11 protein-coding genes and 2 pseudogenes (1 of these 13 running past the window's edge) are annotated in these 13,516 nt (G+C 60.7%); 6 read left to right on the top strand and 7 right to left on the bottom strand.

Annotated elements, in window-relative coordinates; all coding sequences use genetic code 11:
* Positions 1–190, top strand: the 3' portion of a protein-coding gene (locus tag C0V82_RS27480; RefSeq protein ID WP_245924087.1) for a hypothetical protein. The gene continues 86 nt to the left of window position 1, outside the view; only the last 190 of its 276 coding nucleotides appear in the window; its start codon lies beyond the left edge, outside the window; it ends in the stop codon at positions 188–190.
* A gap of 54 nt (positions 191–244) precedes the next feature.
* On the opposite strand, the pseudogene C0V82_RS27485 reads toward C0V82_RS27480, so the two are convergent.
* The 4 genes and pseudogenes from C0V82_RS27485 to C0V82_RS12715 form a co-directional block, all read right to left on the bottom strand.
* A pseudogene (locus C0V82_RS27485) lies at positions 245–1,303 on the bottom strand (recombinase family protein); the annotation flags it as partial.
* Between the two features lie 52 nt (positions 1,304–1,355).
* The gene (locus tag C0V82_RS12705; protein ID WP_094453342.1) at positions 1,356–1,541 is read right to left on the bottom strand and encodes a hypothetical protein; all 186 of its coding nucleotides are present in this window, start codon (positions 1,539–1,541) and stop codon (positions 1,356–1,358) included.
* 347 nt (positions 1,542–1,888) lie between these two features.
* Positions 1,889–3,946: an AAA family ATPase gene (locus tag C0V82_RS12710; protein ID WP_158659899.1), complete on the bottom strand. Its 2,058-nt coding sequence runs from the start codon at positions 3,944–3,946 to the stop codon at positions 1,889–1,891.
* Between the two features lie 357 nt (positions 3,947–4,303).
* Positions 4,304–4,873, bottom strand: a complete 570-nt coding sequence (locus C0V82_RS12715) for a hypothetical protein (RefSeq protein ID WP_102112660.1) — start codon at positions 4,871–4,873, stop codon at positions 4,304–4,306.
* Positions 4,874–4,973: 100 nt separating this feature from the next.
* On the opposite strand from C0V82_RS12715, the gene istA reads away from it, so the two are divergent.
* The 4 genes from istA (at position 4,974) to C0V82_RS12735 (ending at position 9,840) form a co-directional block, all read left to right on the top strand.
* Positions 4,974–6,503: an IS21 family transposase gene (gene istA / locus C0V82_RS12720; RefSeq protein ID WP_102112661.1), complete on the top strand. Its 1,530-nt coding sequence runs from the start codon at positions 4,974–4,976 to the stop codon at positions 6,501–6,503.
* Positions 6,493–7,287 (top strand): IS21-like element helper ATPase IstB, encoded by a 795-nt coding sequence (istB, locus tag C0V82_RS12725; protein WP_102113413.1) that lies wholly within the window; start codon positions 6,493–6,495, stop codon positions 7,285–7,287. The genes istA and istB overlap by 11 nt, the downstream gene beginning before the upstream one ends.
* A 637-nt stretch (positions 7,288–7,924) precedes the next feature.
* Positions 7,925–9,013: an MBL fold metallo-hydrolase gene (locus tag C0V82_RS12730; RefSeq protein ID WP_094453374.1), complete on the top strand. Its 1,089-nt coding sequence runs from the start codon at positions 7,925–7,927 to the stop codon at positions 9,011–9,013.
* Between the two features lie 2 nt (positions 9,014–9,015).
* The gene (locus C0V82_RS12735; protein WP_094453376.1) at positions 9,016–9,840 is read left to right on the top strand and encodes a hypothetical protein; all 825 of its coding nucleotides are present in this window, start codon (positions 9,016–9,018) and stop codon (positions 9,838–9,840) included.
* 135 nt (positions 9,841–9,975) lie between these two features.
* Here C0V82_RS12735 and tnpC read toward each other — a convergent pair.
* The 3 genes from tnpC to tnpA form a co-directional block, all read right to left on the bottom strand.
* A protein-coding gene (tnpC, locus tag C0V82_RS12740) for an IS66 family transposase (protein WP_370466056.1) occupies positions 9,976–11,554 on the bottom strand; the annotation gives its coding sequence in 2 pieces (ribosomal slippage) (positions 9,976–11,454 and positions 11,456–11,554; 1,578 coding nt in all).
* Between the two features lie 42 nt (positions 11,555–11,596).
* Positions 11,597–11,944: an IS66 family insertion sequence element accessory protein TnpB gene (gene tnpB, locus C0V82_RS12745; RefSeq protein WP_094453379.1), complete on the bottom strand. Its 348-nt coding sequence runs from the start codon at positions 11,942–11,944 to the stop codon at positions 11,597–11,599.
* Positions 11,941–12,369 carry an IS66-like element accessory protein TnpA gene (gene tnpA / locus C0V82_RS12750; protein WP_165771967.1) on the bottom strand — a complete coding sequence of 143 codons (429 nt, stop codon included), beginning with the start codon at positions 12,367–12,369 and terminating at the stop codon, positions 11,941–11,943. Before tnpA ends, tnpB begins: the two co-directional genes overlap by 4 nt.
* Before the next feature lie 117 nt (positions 12,370–12,486).
* Between tnpA and C0V82_RS12755 the strand changes: the two are divergent.
* Positions 12,487–13,382 (top strand): annotated as a pseudogene (locus C0V82_RS12755) (IS3 family transposase); the annotation flags it as partial.
* Positions 13,383–13,516: the final 134 nt, after the last annotated feature.

Genomic DNA, 13,516 nt, shown 5'->3' on the forward strand with positions numbered 1-13,516 from the left:
TCATGGACGGCTGATAAAGCCCGTCCTCGACGGCCGCCGTGATGGCGTCGATGCCGCGTTGCACCTTGGCCAGGGCCTGCCGGTCATCCAACTGCCGGGCGCGCAGCTCACGGTTGGAGCGGTTGACCAGTTCAACCCCATTCCGAATAGCCGTCTCGACAGCTTCGGGGGAGACCAGATTGTGGCGTAGCCCGTTCAGCACACGGGCTTCGATCTCCTGGCGCTTGACGGTGTGGCTGTTCTCGCAGGTGCCGCGCCGGTAGCGGTTGAGGCAGCCGTAGCGATCGTAGGTGATGATGCCGTAATTGTCGCCGCACCGGGCGCATTTGAGCAGGCCGGACAACAGGAAGCTGGGCCGGTGCCGGTCGTTCAGCCGGTTGGCGTGCGCCTCCCGGCTGGCTTTGATGGACGGTTCGAATTGAATGGCCAGCGCCTGCTGGCGCTGTCGCACTGCCTGCCAAAGCTCATCATCAATGATCCTCAAGTCCGGCACTTCCGTCCTGATCCAGGCGCTTTCTGGATTCAGACGGGGAACACGCTTGCCGGTTGCCGGATCCTTAATATAGCGAACCTTGTTCCAAACCAGCACGCCGGAATAGAGTTCGTTGTTGAGCGTGCCTGTTCCCCTGATCGCATGCCCACGAATTGTCGTGTCGCCCCACAGCTTGCCATTGGGGCCGGGCACGCCATCCTTGTTCAGGTTGGCCGCGATGGTTCGGGGGCTGATGCCCTGGGCGAATTCCTGGAAGATCCGTCTGACGGTTGTTGCCTCCGCTTCATTGATGCGCCTTCCGCCGCGGACAGGTTCGCCGTCGGGCCCGAGTTCCTTGATGACATCATAGCCGAAGCAAAGGCCGCCACCGGCCTTGCCCTTTTCGACGCGTCCCCGCAAGCCACGATGAGTCTTTGCTGCTAAGTCCTTCAAAAATAAGGCATTCATGGTACCCTTAAGGCCCACGTGTAACTCGCTGATCTCGCCTTCCGCAAGGGTGATGATCTTGACGCCGGCAAACTGGAGCTGCCTATGCAGGATGGCGGTGTCGGCCTGGTCACGGCTCAAACGGTCCAGGGCCTCGGCCAGCACGATGTCGATCTTGCGGGCTTGTGCGTCCTGGAGCAGTGTCTGGATGCCGGGGCGCAAGGTCAGGGAAGCGCCGCTGATGGCGGCGTCCTGATAGGTGCCGATCACTTGCCAGCCATCGCGGGCGGCTTGTTCGCGGCAGATGCGGAACTGGTCCTGAATAGAGGAGGCGCTCTGCTGATCGGACGAATAGCGGGCATAAATAGCTGTGCGGAGGCTCATGAGTCACCGGCTTTACGGGGATGGGGGAGCAACCTTCCTGAACAGAAGGCTATCACGCTTCGTCAGGGTGGGAGCGCTTGTCGTTCGCGGTCGCCGCGGCGATCAGGTCCCGAGCGATCTTGCGACCGAGAGCAGCGGCCACCACGAGTACCGCGGGATCAAGCGTATCGGTATAGGCGTTGAGCGGCTTTTTGTTGCCATCGTTGGCGGGCGGAATTACAAGGCGGAGATGGATCATGTGCTTAGCACTCTGGGCCGTGAAGGACGCACAGCGCGTCCCATTCCCCGGCGATATGCTCCAGCACCCAGACTTGGCCCACCCTTCATCTGACCATCAAGAAACGCGGCTTACATATGCGTCATGCGCATGTCTGGTTGGGGCTTGGCGTGGTGCCGAGATCCAACCATCTATGCCGTCCCTATTTGAATAGGGGGCGTCAGGGGCCCGGAACCTCCATTCGAACGTCACCACTTGGCAGCGGCCGGCCACCGATTCATATGGACGCCCCCTTTCTGTTATCACCAAAGACATGGTGGAGATATCTACCCACGGGGGCGAAAGAGCCCCCCATGGGTGGCCTTGGATCATGGTGCCGCTTCGGTGCTGATGGGCATGGCCGCGACAAGCTCTTCCAGTTCGTGACCCGACATGCTGCCACGCTCGACCAGAATAGCGGCCGCCTGGTCGATGGCCGGCAGGCGTGGTCGAAGAAGCGCCAACACCCGTTCATGCTCCTCGGCCAGCATCCGGCCGACCTGTTCTGCCAAGGTGGGGTGAGCAGACAAGAGCGAGTGGGTATTCTCGGGGACGGCGTTGCCAAGCCACAGCAGTTGGTCGCCGAATCCATGGCCCGCCAACATAGCGGCTGCAAGGCTGGTGGCGCGCGCGAGATCGCTGTTCACCGGGCCACCGGCCCCGAAACCCGCAGCTCCCAGGCGTAGCTCTTCTGCCGCGCGACCCGCCAGCAGGATGCGGATGTGCGCACGGGCGTCGGCCTCTGTGTCGAACTGGCCCAGTTCGAACCGAACACCGGCATGGTCGCCGTGAACCTTGACGATCTGGACCTTGCCCGGCAGCTCGACGGCGGCGGCCACAGCATGGCCAGCCTCATGCACGGCGACCCTGAAATGCAGATCGGGGGAAACGGTTTCTGGACGAGGGATATGCGCCAACAAATCCTCGGGCGTCAGTGACCTCCCGGCGCGGCGGGCCTCACGCTTCGCATCACGAGCCCAAAGCTCGGCATCGGCGCCGGATGCCGTCATGCCTGACACAAAGGGGAGAAGGTCAACACCGGGGAGATGATCGGGACCGAGATGCTGGCGCAGGATTCCGGCCAGCGCCTGGTCATCGGGCAAGGACACCATGATCACCCTGTCGAGCCTGCCAGGCCTGACCAACGCCGGGTCGACTGACAGGCCGTTGGCTGCCGCCAGCAGGACAACCCCGTCCCGCGCGAGGGTTCCGTCGGTCGCCTCAAGAAGGGCATTGACGACCTGGAGACTATAGTCCCTCTGGTTGCTCCGCAGGGATTGCCGGTCCTGGAAGGCGTCAATCTCATCGATGAACAGGATGCAGGGGGCCTGCGCCCGTGCCTGTTCAAACGTCCGGCGCATTGCCGCTAGCATCAGACCAAGGTGCCCCGCCGCCTGCCATAAGCTATGCGATCCGGTCACAAGCGGCAGCCCGGCTGTCCCTGACAAGATTCGCGCGAACGACGTCTTGCCCGTGCCAGTGGGGCCAACCAACAGGCACCCCCTGTCAACTTCCTTCCAGGGCAAGCGTCCAGCCAGGTACTCCTTGAGATCATGGACTAGGTTAAGGCCCCATGCCTTCGCGTCATCCATGCCGTGAAGATCGACCAACTTGGGGCCATCATAGGGGACGGCTTGCGATGCGAGGCTCGCGAAAGACCGCAGGCGCCGGATCCAGGCATCGCCGTCTTCTCCCAGCCGCCGTGACAACCGGAGGATATCGGGGTTGAGGTAGCCGCAGAGGCGATCGTCGATGGTGATGGAAGGATGGTGACCCGTCAGCACGTGTGCGGCCACTGTCATTGCGGCGCCGTCCAGCGTCGGAAGGGTCAGATGGTGATCCGCGGCATGTCTGACGGATGCAGGCATGCGATCCAGCCGGGAGGCCAGCATGATGACGCCCTTGCCATTGCCCAATGCCGTGGTCATGGAGTCAATGTCGTGCGGAGCCCAGTGCCTGTCCTTTTCCCCTAACTCGCTGAACCATGCCCACTCAGGGCGAACAGGTTCCTCGGGTACTTCCGGAAGCGGCGTTTCCTCGTCATCACCGAGAGCCAAGGTCTCCATCATTGTCGTGAACTGCGCATCATCCATTTCCGTGGGGCCGGAAAGGTAGAGCTTCAGTGTTTCGCGGACAGGGCGAACCCAGTCCAGTCCGGGGACCTCAACAATGATGAGGCAACCGCCCTTGTCCAGCGCATCAGCGATCTGCGGTGATGCGGCGAGGCCGCGATCGAGCATCGCCCATGCGGTGGCGCAGTCACCGGTCGCAACCGTCGGAGAAGGGCGTGGGGCCTGCTCCATCTCGAGGGAAGCGGCGACCTGAGCGTTGTATCGTTTGGCGGCGGCGGCCAGGGTGATCGGCACATCGGTGGCAGTATCGGTCATGGTTGGCCTCTTAACAGGCAAAGGGTGGGTGTTCCCGTTGACGGATGGTCGGCGGGCGGTGCGGATGGGCATAGGGGTGCACGCCTGATGATGCAGGCATGGCGAAGGCAGTGGCCGGCTCCCAGAGGCGGCGGCAACTGCTCTATGCGGAGAAGGGGGCCGTGAGGGTGAAGGTCACGGATCAGAAGGCGTGCACAGTAGGTGCAGGCGACCGAGTTCCTGGATGTGACGCAAGGCGGCGCTCAGGGTGATCAAATCCCTTCCCTTTCTGGGTTTTCAGGACGATCAAGGCGGCCAGCGATGTGATGCAGAACTCGGTAAAAGGTTCACGACAGGATGAGATGAAACTGGGGACGATCAGTATACGGAGACGGAAGCAGGCTCGATGAGTTCGAAGCTCGCCATAAGATTCGGCAGATCATCTTCCAGCGCCTGTTCGAAAAGCAAAGCTTCCAGGCGCCGGCCGAACTCCAGGTAGGTGTGCTCGATGACGGACTTCAGGTTGACGTTGTACCGCGCTTCCAGCTCTTCGAGGCTGATCCGGAGGTCCGGCGGCACTGCCGACGCCCCGTGGATTGAGCAAACGGCGGCTGTCGTCTCGACGACCGTCGTGTCCAGCATGACCTGCGCATAGCTCTTGGAGATCAGCCGTACGCAGCGGAGATCCCGAACTGTCTGCCTGGTCTTCCCGGCGTCGGTCTTGGCCAGGCCCCGCTTGAGTTCGAAGATGTCGATTGCCTTGCGTGCTGCATCGAGGATGAGCACGTCGGGCGAGATCTTGCGGCCAATCCCGTGCGTATAGTGCAGATCTGACTGCAGAAGCGCCTCATGGCTGACGCTACCGCTGATGAACTGATCGACCGCTCCGGGGATGAAGATGGAGGGGGTCCGGAGTACAGTCAGATGCGGAACCGTGTTGATTTCCACGCGGAACTGACCCGGGAAGGCGGCTTATTTCCATTGAGAATTGACCCATGTGACCGTCCCCCCTGCGCGTTGAGCGACGGGGGGCACTGGAGTGATCGACATGGGACTTTTGAATGTCATCCGCCGTTTGGCCTTGCGTGAGAAGGTTGCGATCCGGGAGATCGCGCGTCGGACCGGCCTGTCGCGGAATACCATCAAGAAGTATTTGAACGCTGGAACGATCGAGCCGAAGTTCTCGATACCAGAACGCCCCAGCAAGCTGGACGCGTTCGCCGACAAGTTGGCAGGCTGGCTCAAGGCCGAGGCCTCCAAATCGCGCAAGCAGCGCCGAACCTTGAAACATATGCACGCCGATCTGGTCGCGCTGGGGTTCACTGGTTCTTATAACCGGGTTGCGGCCTTTGCCCGTGAATGGCGGGCGGAACGCCAACGCGAGCAGCAGACGACAGGACGCGGCGTTTTTGTTCCGCTGAGTTTTCGCCCCGGCGAGGCCTTCCAGTTCGACTGGAGCGAGGATTACGCCGTGCTGGCCGGTCATCGTACCAAATTGCAGGTCGCGCATATCAAACTGGCGTACAGCCGGGCATTCCTGGTCCGCGCCTATCTGCTGCAAACCCATGAAATGCTGTTCGACGCCCATTGGCACGGCTTCCGCGTCTTCGGCGGCGTGCCGGAGCGCGGGATCTACGACAATATGCGCACGGCGGTGGATCGCGTTGGGCGTGGCAAGGAGCGCCAGGTCAATTTGCGATTTCTGGCCATGGCCAACCACTATGTCTTCGAGCCATCGTTCTGTAACCCGGCGTCGGGCTGGGAAAAAGGGCAGGTCGAGAAAAATGTGCAGGACGCACGGCCACGGCTGTGGCAGCCGATACCGGATTTTCCCGACCTGGCCGCGCTGAACGCTTGGCTGGAACAACGCTGCCTGGCGCTGTGGCGGGAGATTCCGCATGGCCATCTCGTCGGGACCCTGGCCGATATCTGGGCAGAGGAACGGTCTGCGCTGATGCCGGTGCCGCCCCAGTTTGACGGGTTCATTGAGCAGAGCAAGCGCGTCTCACCGACCTGCCTGATCAGTTTCGAGCGCAATCGCTACAGCGTGCCGGCGTCTTTCGCGAACAGGCCCGTCAGCCTGCGGGTCTACCCGGACCGGCTTGTTATCGCGGCCGAGGGAAATATTCTGTGCCAGCATGAACGGTGGATTGACCGATCCCGTCAAATGCCCCGGACAATTTATGACTGGCGCCATTATCTGTCGGTGATCCAACGCAAACCCGGCGCATTGCGCAATGGCGCCCCCTTCGCGGACCTGCCGTCGGGGTTCCGGCGATTACAGGATCAGATGCTGCGGCGTCCCGGTGGGGATCGCGACATGGTCGATATCCTAGCCCTGGTTCTGCAGCACGATGAGCAGGCGGTGCTGGCTGCGGTCGAACTGGCCCTGTCCGACGGCGTCGCGACCAAAACCCATATCCTGAACATCCTGCATCGTCTGATTGATGGCAAGCCGACCGACGGGCCGACCATCAGCGCACCGCAGACCCTGCTCCTGCGCCATGAACCCAAGGCCAATGTCGAACGCTATGACGACCTGCGTGCCCGCACTGCTGGAGGCCGTCATGCGTCATGACCCCGCCAGCGCTGCCATCGTCATCATGCTGCGAAGTCTCAAGATGTATGGATTGGCGCAGGCCGTCACCGATCTGATTGAGCAGGGCGCTCCCGCCTTTGAGGCCGCCATCCCCATTCTGAACCAACTGCTGAAAGCCGAGATGGCGGAACGTGAGGTGCGTTCCATCGCCTATCACATGAAAGCCGCACGGTTCCCAGCCTACAAGGATCTGGCAGGTTTCGATTTCCAGGCCAGTGAGATCAACGAGGCCACAGTGCGGCAGCTCCATAGCTGCGCGTTCATCGACGGCGCGCAGAATGTCGTGTTGATCGGTGGTCCCGGTACCGGAAAAACCCACATCGCAACGGCTATCGCCATCCAGGCGATCGAACATCATCGTCGTAAAGCCCGTTTCATATCGACCATCGAACTCGTCAACGCGCTCGAGCAGGAGAAGGCCAAGGGTAAAGCCGGGCAGTTGGCCGAGGCCATGACACGCCTGGATCTCGTGATTCTGGACGAACTCGGATACCTGCCGTTCAGCGCATCTGGCGGTGCGCTGCTATTCCACCTGCTCAGCAAACTCTACGAGCGGACCAGCGTCATCATAACCACCAACCTCAGCTTCAGCGAATGGGCCACCGTCTTTGGCGATGCCAAAATGACCACCGCCTTGCTCGATCGCCTCACACATCGCTGTCACATCGTCGAAACCGGAAATGACAGCTTTCGTTTCAAGGCCAGCACCGCCGCAGCATCCGGCAAGAGAAAGGGAAATCCACATGCCTTGACCCAATCATAAACCAAGCCGCATAACTCAATGGTGGGTCATTTCTCGATGGAAATCCCGGGTCAGTTCCGCGTGGAAATCAACAACCAGAAGGCAACCGCAGCCTGAGCCGAACTATGCAGCTATCGCCGAAGCACCCGCGGCCCTCACCGGATGCGTACGATGTTTCTCAGGGGCGTGGATATGATCGCGAGTTGCCATTCTTCAAACCACTTGAGCGAGAGGCAGCTCTCACAGTTTTTAGACTGAACCCACCAGTCAGCTTCCGGCACCCCATGACAGCCGATACGAGCATGATTCTTGGTGTACACAAGGAGTTGACGAAGCACAGACATCCGGCCTGCTTCTCAATGAAATGTCAAATCAAGATCTGTTTTCAATATCTCGAACTAATATGCCTTCTGATCTTGTGGTCTTTTGCATGGCCCCGTTCACACCATTTGCTCCGAATCAGGCTAGGTTGGTCCCCAATTTCCGTTCGTCCCTATTCCAATTTTTTGACCTGAAGTCACTCGATTTTCAAGGTGTTGAAGCGACCTGTAACCATGTGTAGGTTTAATGTCGAGTATCTTTTATTTTATCTTGAAAAGTCTTTCGGAGCTTCATACCTAGGGCAATATGTTCGGAATTGCGAGGGGGAGGGAATTCCGTGGCGGATTTTTTTGAAATAGATTTCTTGGGCGTCGAAACCAAGAAAAGTGGCGATGCGATAGCAATTCGCTACGAGACGGAAGGAAAGACAACTATCCACGTGGTGGATGGAGGTTATACGACTAGCGGGGAGAGACTCCGCGACCTCATCAACAAGTACTATAGCAATCCACCATTCATTGATCGCGTGATTGCAACGCACAACGACGGGGACCACGCGCGTGGTCTGATTGCAATTCTCGAACATTTTGACGTCGGCGAACTCTGGATGCTCTGCCCGTGGCACTATGCCGACGAGCTCATCGATCAATTTACGACCTATAGCAGTGTTAAGCATCTGCGGGACCGGCTTCGAAACGCCTATGCTAACCTCGCCGCACTTGAGGATATCGCGATCAAGAAGGGCATCCCTATCTATGAGCCGTTCCAAGGCGCACGGATTGGCGCATTCCACGTCATGGCTCCCACGCGTAAGCGCTACCTTGAACTCATTTTGACTTCGAATAAAACTCCCGCAAGCGTTGCGGTTGAGGAAACCGCTATCGATAGCATCCTAAATGCTTTCGTAGAAAAGGCAAAGTCAGCTGTCTCGTTGCTCCAAGCGGCCTGGGGTGGGGAAGCCTTTCCAGCAGAAGATACGAGCAATGAAAACGAAATGAGTGTGGTCCAGTACGCGGTGCTGAACGGCAAGAAGATCCTGCTGACCGCTGATACAGGACGGGGCGGTCTGCAGGAAGTCATCGACTATGCGCCATATGTCGGTTTGGAGCTCCCGGGGATCGACAAGTTTCAGGTTCCGCACCACGGTGGACGCCGCAATGTGAATGCGGATTTGTTGAACGCGATTGTTGGCCCGATTTTGCCGAAACAGCAGCAAAAAGGACATTTTCACGCTTACATCAGTTCGGCGAAAGAGGATGAAGATCATCCCCGTAAAGTCGTTCAGCGTGCACTTATTCATCGTGGTGCAGATCTTCACATGACCGAGGGCCGAAACATCTGCACGTGGGGCGGTACCCGTCCCACACGGCCAGACTACACGCCGCTTGTGCCTTCCGCGTACCCCGACTCCTATGAGAAGGTTTGACGATGGCGATACCAATCCCAACCGATATCGCACAAATGTTTGACAGCTATGGCCGGCAGGCCAGGCTATTCCCCGGTCTCCTAACGATCTTTCCTCCCCTTCTCGCTGGGTTGGCATGGTTCCCGTCGTTTCTGCTTTCCAACGTCGCAGCTACACTTCTTACATTGGCGATGGCGTGCGGCCTCTTGTACGCTCTCGGCTCTTACGCTCGCACTAAGGGCAAGCGGATTGAGTCGAAGCTCGTGAAGAGCTGGGGCGGCTGGCCTACGACACTGCTATTGCGGCACGATAGCGAACTAGATGAGCACACGCGACTGCGGTACCTCAAATATCTAGCAAGAGAAGTTCCCGGAAACTTGACCTTCCCCACTGTTCAAGAGGAACAGACGAGTCCCGCAGGTGCCAATGCGACTTATGATTCAGCGGTGCGATGGTTGAAAGAAAGTGCTCGTGGCAAAGAGTTTGCGATGGTGCACCTGGAGAATGCGCAATACGGATTCCGCCGCAATCTGCGGGGCCTCAAGCCTTTTGCGCTTACTCTTTGCGTCCTGACCTTGATCATTATGACGCTTGCGATCCTTACCAAGGTACCTGGTCTTGTGGAGTTTGTAAGGACCAGTAATTTGGCCGCGCTAGCGAAAGTAGTATCCGATCTCGGACCCGCTATCCTGTCGGCATTTGTGATCAACGTGTTCGCAGTACTTGTGTGGGTTTTTGTCGTGACTAATCGCTGGGTACGGGAAGCCGGGAATCAGTATGCATACGCTCTACTCGCTGTGTGTGATATGAAGCCCAGCACTTTGACAAAGGGTAAGAAGACTGTTTAGTTGTGAGGGGTCAGCTCACTTGGGCTTCATAGCGATGGGTCTGGCATGGGCGCTTCATGTCGGTCTTGAGGGTTCCGGGTTTACATTAAGCGATTGTTGTTAGACTTAAAGAGTAAGCATCCGGCGCAGGCCCATTCAGGCATTTGCCTTCCAGTTCCATGGCAATAGGTCGGCGATGGCCTTTGCGGGATGGTCGTGGATGCGGGCGAGGGTGTCGGCGAGCCAGGCTTGGGGATCGACGTCGTTGAGCTTTGCGGTCTCGATGAGGGTGTATATGGCGGCAGCCCTGTTGCCGCCGGCATCGGAGCCGCAGAAGGTCCAATTCCGGCGTCCGACGGCGATGCCGCGCAGGGCGCGTTCGGCGGCATTGTTCGACAGGCAGATGCGCCCATCCTCCAGGAACCGGGTCATGGCGCCCCAACGTTTCAAGGCATAATCCATGGCCTTGGCAGGATCCGACTTGGGCGACAGACTGGCACGGGCGTGGCGCAGACATTGCTCCAGATCGTCGATCAGGGGACGGCTTTTCTCCTGGCGGGTTTCGGCACGTTCCGCGATGGCGCGACCGTTGATGGTGCGCTCGATGGCGAACAACGCGTCGATGCGCTTCACGGCCTCGGCTGCAAGGGGTGACTTTCCATCCTTGGCCAGATCAAAGAACCGGCGGCGGACATGGCTCCAACATCCGGCCTCCAGGAGGGGACCGGGCTTGCGGGCGGGGTCGTAGAGGCCGGCATAGCCGCTATAGGCGTCGGCCTGGAATATTCCGGCCCAGCCGGCAAGGTGGCGCTGCGGATGCTCGCCGGCACGGGTGCGGGCATAATGGTAGAGGGCGGCGGGAGGATCGCTACCGCCGAACGGTCGATCATCCCGCACATAGACCCATAGTCGGCCGGTGGCGGCCTTGCCCTTAGCCAGAACCGGCACCGGCGTGTCATCGCCATGGAGACGATCAGCCGCCAGAACGTGGGAGCGTATCGCCGCCACCAGCGGGGCCAGGGTTGCCGCCGCCGCGCCGACCCAGTCGGCCAGAGTGGAAACGTCCAGGTCGACCCCTTCCCGGGCATAGGCGGCACTCTGCCGGTGCAGCGGCAGATGTTGGGCATATTTCCCGGCCAGCACCATGGCCAGCAGGTTCGGCCCGGCCCGGCCACGCCGGATCGGATGGGAGGGCGCCGGCGTCTGGCTCACCGCCTCGCAGGACCGGCAGGCGAACTTCTCCCGCACATGCTGCACCACCTTCCAGCGGCGGGGTTCGCATTCCAGGCTTTCCAGCACGTCCTCGCCGATCTTACGCAAGGCATCGCCGCCGCAGCGCTCGCAGACACAAGGCCCCGGATGCACGATCCGCTCCCGTGGCAGCGCCTCTGGCAGCGGCCGCCGGGCCGGCTTGCGCGGCGTGCCGGCAAGGGTGGGGGCGGGCGTGCTGAGTTCGCCGGCCACCTCTTTCTCGGCGCTGGTCTCCTCCAACTCCTCCAGTTGCAGTTCCAACTGCTCCACCAGCAGCCGGCCCCGCTCCGAGGATTGGCCGTAAAGCTCCCGCCGGGCCTTGGCCAGGGCCAGACGCAGCCGTTCAATCTCGATCGCCCGTTCGCCGGCCTGTTGGCGCGCCGTCGGCCAATTCCCCCTGCAACGCCAGGATCAGCGCATGGGCCGCCGCCAGGTCGGCGGGCAGGGTGTTGGCAGCGAGGGCAGGAGGATTGGGGCTGGACATGGAGGCATTGAATCATGCCCACGCCCTCTTGTCTGCAGCTTTTCAGCCCGCCCGTTCGGGCCGGGCCGTGTGTTGCGGCAGCCGCCAGTCGATCCCTTCCAACAGATAGCCCAACTGGGCCGGGCTCAGCGTCACCGCCCCGTCCACCACCGACGGCCAGATGAACCGGCCGCGCTCCAGGCGCTTGGTGAACAGACAAGCCCCCTGGCCGTCATGCCAGATGACCTTCACCAGGTCGCCGCGGCGACCGCGAAAGACGAACAGGTGACCGCCATGGGGATCGCGCCCCAGAACCTCCTGGACCTGTCGGGCAAGGCTGTCGAAACCCTTGCGCATGTCCGTCCGGCCCGTCGCCAGCCACACATGCACCCCCGGCGGGATCGGGATCATCCAGCATCTCCGGCTGCCCGGATCACCGCCTTGGCCAGCGCCAGATCCACCGACCCCCGCAGCCGCACCTCGACCCCGCCGGGCAGAAGCACCGAGATCTCCGCGACCAATGCTGCGGGTGGGCTGGGGGCTGGTATCGTCGCCTCCACGACCGGCACGGCCATCGGCTCATCCACAGGCGCAAGCTGGACCGGCGCGAACACCGGAACCGGACTGTCGACCGTCGAAACCGATGCGCCCAATTGCCGACGCCACCGGTATAGCAGGCTCTCGTGGACCCCGAACCGCCGGGCAACCTCCTTGACCACAATGCCGGGCCTGAACGCCGCCTCCACCAGCCGGGCCTTCTCCGCGTCCGACCACTTTCGACGCCGCTCGGTGCCCGTCAGAACTTCCAGCCGCTGATAAGCCATCACGTTTGCCACTCGTTTGCGTCCGCGCTATCGCGCTTACGCAAAGACTCCCAGCTACCGACCACCAAACACAAGGCGGCTCACACCGGACGCGTACGCTTGGTTCGGCCTTATTGAAGGACGACCGACATGACGGGACAGAGGAAGCGATATTCAGCTGATTTCAAGGCGAAGGTGGCACTGGAGGCGATCCGGGGCGAGTTGACGATGGCGCAGCTTGTGTCGAAGCATGGTGTTCACCAGACGATGATCAACGCTTGGCGTAAGCAGGCGATCGAGGGGATGGCGGCGTCGTTTTCTGGCAAGGCCGAGGCCACGCCGCTGGTTGAGGCGGCCGAGATTGACCGGCTGCATGCCAAGATCGGTCAGTTGGTTGTGGAGCGGGATTTTTTGCGCAAGGCCTCCGGTCGATGAGCGCCGGTCGGAGGCGGGAGATGGTGGATCGGTCACATCCTGGCTTGTCGGTTGTCCGACAATGCGCCCTGCTGTCGATCAGCCGGTCACATTATTACGGGCCGGTACGGGGCGAGAGTGCTGAGAACCTAGCGCTGATGCGGCTGATCGATGCCCAGTTCCTGGAAACGCCCTGGTACGGGAGCCGGCAGATGACCCATCATCTGCGGCGCCAGGGTCATGTCGTCAATCGCAAGCGGGTGCGCCGGCTGATGGGCCGGATGGGGTTGGCAGCCATCTACCAGCGGCCAAAGACCAGCGTTCCCCACCCAGAGCACAAGATCTGGCCCTACTTGCTGCGGGATATGACCATCGACCGGCCGGACCATGTCTGGTGTACGGACATCACCTACATTCCCATGCGACGGGGTTTCCTGTACCTGATCGCCGTGATGGACTGGGCATCGCGCAGGGTGCTGGCCTGGAGGCTATCCAACAGCATGGACATTGATTTCTGCCTGGAGGCCCTGCGGGATGCCATGGCCCGACACGGCAAACCGGAAATCTTCAACACCGACAGTCAGTGTATCGAGGCCAGCTATCGGATTGGTCTCACTCCTACTGCGATAGGGCCTATCTTGGCTGACACCGCAAGGCATCTCGACGCGGCGTGACCCGAACACCGATCGACCCACGACCCGTGTCTTTCCCTGGAACTGTCGGCCGTACGAGATGCTTTGCGGCGAGGTTTCGCCTCGCTGGCGCA

Source organism: Niveispirillum cyanobacteriorum (genome assembly GCF_002868735.1).
Lineage (GTDB): Bacteria > Pseudomonadota > Alphaproteobacteria > Azospirillales > Azospirillaceae > Niveispirillum > Niveispirillum cyanobacteriorum.